The following is a 2,802-nucleotide window of genomic DNA, read 5'->3' on the forward strand; positions in this document are numbered from 1 at the left end:
ATCCATACCGGTGACTGGAAGATCGATCCGGAGCCGACGATCGGGCCGAAGACCGACGAGGCGCGTTTCCGCGCCTATGGCGACAAGGGCGTTTTGGCGCTGATCTGCGATTCGACCAATGCGCTGCGCGAAGGTGAGTCGCCTTCGGAAGTGGCTGTGGGCGAGGGCCTCAAGGGCGTCATCCAGGCTGCCAAGGGCCGTGTCGCCGTCACCACATTCTCCTCCAATGTCGGACGCATCGTCTCGATCGCCAAAGCGGCGCGCGATGCCGGACGCCAGTGCCTGGTGCTTGGCCGTTCGCTGAAGCGGGTCATCGATGTGGCCGGCGAACTCGGCTACATGGACGGTCTGCCGGAGTTCATCGCCGAGGAGGATTTTGGTTTCATCCCGCGCGAGAACCTGGTCATCATCTGCACCGGCAGCCAGGGCGAGCCACTGGCCGCACTGGCCAAGCTGTCGCGCGAAGAGATGAAGTCGGTGTCACTGACGGCAGGCGACACGGTGGTGTTTTCCTCGCGTACCATTCCCGGCAACGAGAAGGCGATCCTCGAGATCAAGAACCGCCTCATCGACCTCGGCGTCAAGATCATCGAGGACGGCGATGCACTGGTGCATGTCTCCGGCCATCCGCGGCGCAGCGAATTGCGCAAGATGTATGAATGGGTGCGCCCGCAGATCGGCGTTCCCGTGCATGGCGAGGCGGCACATCTGGTGGCGCAGGGCTCGCTGATGTCGACATCGGGCATCGGCCAGGTGGCGCAGGTGCGCGACGGCGACATGCTCAGGCTTGCTCCCGGCCCAGCCACCATCATGGATCAGGTGCCGTTCGGCCGTATCTACAAGGATGGCAGACTGATCGGCACCGATCAGGCGATGGGCATCCGCGACCGGCGCAAGCTGTCCTTTGCCGGCCATGTGGCGGTCAATGTCGTCCTGGACGACAAATATGAGCTTGCCGGCGACCCCGACCTGGTCGCCATCGGCGTCGCCGAGGCCGATGGCCGTGGCGAGTCGCTGGAAGATCTGATGATCGATGCGGCAATCGGCGCGGTGGACTCCATCCCCCGTCAGCGCCGAAAAGATCTCGACCTGGTTCAGGAAGCAGTGCGGCGCGCCGTGCGCGGCGCCGCCAACGAAGCCTGGGGCAAGAAGCCGCTCGTGACTGTATTCGTCACAAGATGACGAAAGGGAGTAGGGGAGTACGGGAGTAGGGGAGTAGGAAGAGCAAACAGCTGACATATCTGTCTTTTCCCCTACTCCCCTACTTGGGAGTGCCAATGCTCGGACGTCTGAACCATGTCGCGCTTGCCGTGCCGGACCTTACGGCTGCCGTCGCTGCCTATCGCAACACGCTGGGCGCGGAAGTGACGGCGCCGCAGGCGCTGCCGGAGCATGGGGTGACGGTGGTGTTCGTCAATGTCGGCAACACCAAGGTCGAACTTCTGGAGCCTTTGGGCGAGGGATCGCCGATCGCCGCCTTCCTGGAGAAGAATCCTTCCGGCGGCATGCACCACCTTTGCTATGAGGTCGACGACATACTGGCCGCGCGCGATCGGCTCAAGGCCGCCGGCGCCCGCGTGCTGGGCGACGGCAATCCGAAGATCGGCGCGCACGGTAAGCCGGTGCTGTTCCTGCATCCGAAGGATTTCTTCGGAACGCTGATCGAACTGGAGCAATCATGAGCTGGGTTTCGTTCACCGCCCTGTTTTTCGCGACCTGGTGGGTGGTGCTGTTCGCCGTGCTGCCGTTCAGCGTGAGGACGCAGGACGATGATCGTGACGTGACGCTGGGCACGGTTCCGAGCGCGCCGCGCGGTCCCCACATGCTGCGCGCCGTGATCCGCACCACCATCGCCACCGCGATCCTGATGGGCATTTTCTATGGCCTGACGCATGGGCTTGGATACAGCCTCAACGACATCCCGCACATCGTGCCGGAATTCAGCCAAACCTTAGCCAAATAGCCGGCCCCGGCCCAAGAAGATTTGTCCGGCAAAGACGTTTTCATCCTTCGGAACAGCTTGGTTCCAGACAGGGATGCCGTGCCGTTTTGCGGCCGGACGAGCGCTGACGCTGGGTAAGGTGGTTTGGCAACGCGTTGCGCTAAGCAGATGATTGCACAAAAAAAATGCAAGGCACGAGGCCTTGCAATTTAAACGCGTCCGATCTGTTTCCGGTTTCCGGCGGCAGCGAGTAACCGCGCCTAGATCGCATCCTCCCAAGACTTTGACCGCGTAGGAGAGCAGATTTTTTTCTACCCTCTCGGTTATCGAGGTACATTAGCCTAAGGCGAATGAAAATGTCACGAAGAATTTTGCCTTGAAACGGGCATTCTCGTGCTGCACTGCACAATAGTGTGGCAGGCGTTGCTTGGCGAACGATCATCAAGACGCGCGCGGTGACCGGGAGGCCTTGCAGCGCCGTGGGTCTTCTGGGCGGGCGAAGGACGGTGCGACGCTTCTGATCCCGGCTATCCCGTGCTTTCTGAAATCGATTGCCGCTTTTCGGGCCGAAGCGTCCGGGTTCCCATTCCGCCTTGAAATGGCTATGAAGCCGGGTCAAGCAAGCCAAAGTCGCGCCGATTCTGGCGCGGCCCTCCTCACTCACGGACCTGTCCATGCGTTTGTCGCGCTATTTCCTGCCGATCCTCAAAGAAAACCCGCGCGAGGCCGAGATCGTCTCGCACCGGCTGATGCTGCGTGCCGGCATGATCCGCCAGCAGGGACAGGGCAGTTTCTCGTGGCTGCCGCTCGGCAAGCGGGTGCTGGACAAGGTCTGCCGCATCATTCGCGAGGAGCAGAAC

The 2,802-nt window shown here is 61.8% G+C and carries 3 protein-coding genes and 1 pseudogene; all 4 read left to right on the top strand.

Annotated elements, in window-relative coordinates:
• On the top strand, positions 1-1,182 hold a 1,182-nt coding region (locus EN906_RS29650), incomplete at its 5' end, for a ribonuclease J (protein WP_164758244.1).
• 95 nt (positions 1,183-1,277) lie between these two features.
• A complete protein-coding gene (mce, locus tag EN906_RS29655) occupies positions 1,278-1,682 on the top strand; it encodes a methylmalonyl-CoA epimerase (protein WP_127267198.1) in 405 nt (134 codons plus the stop codon).
• Positions 1,679-1,963, top strand: a complete 285-nt coding sequence (locus tag EN906_RS29660) for a DUF1467 family protein (RefSeq protein ID WP_127267197.1) — start codon at positions 1,679-1,681, stop codon at positions 1,961-1,963. Before mce ends, EN906_RS29660 begins: the two co-directional genes overlap by 4 nt.
• 653 nt (positions 1,964-2,616) lie before the next feature.
• Positions 2,617-2,802: pseudogene (locus EN906_RS29665) on the top strand (proline--tRNA ligase); the annotation flags it as partial.

Origin of the sequence: Mesorhizobium sp. M7A.F.Ca.CA.004.06.1.1 (genome assembly GCF_003999135.1) — a bacterium.
GTDB lineage: Bacteria > Pseudomonadota > Alphaproteobacteria > Rhizobiales > Rhizobiaceae > Mesorhizobium.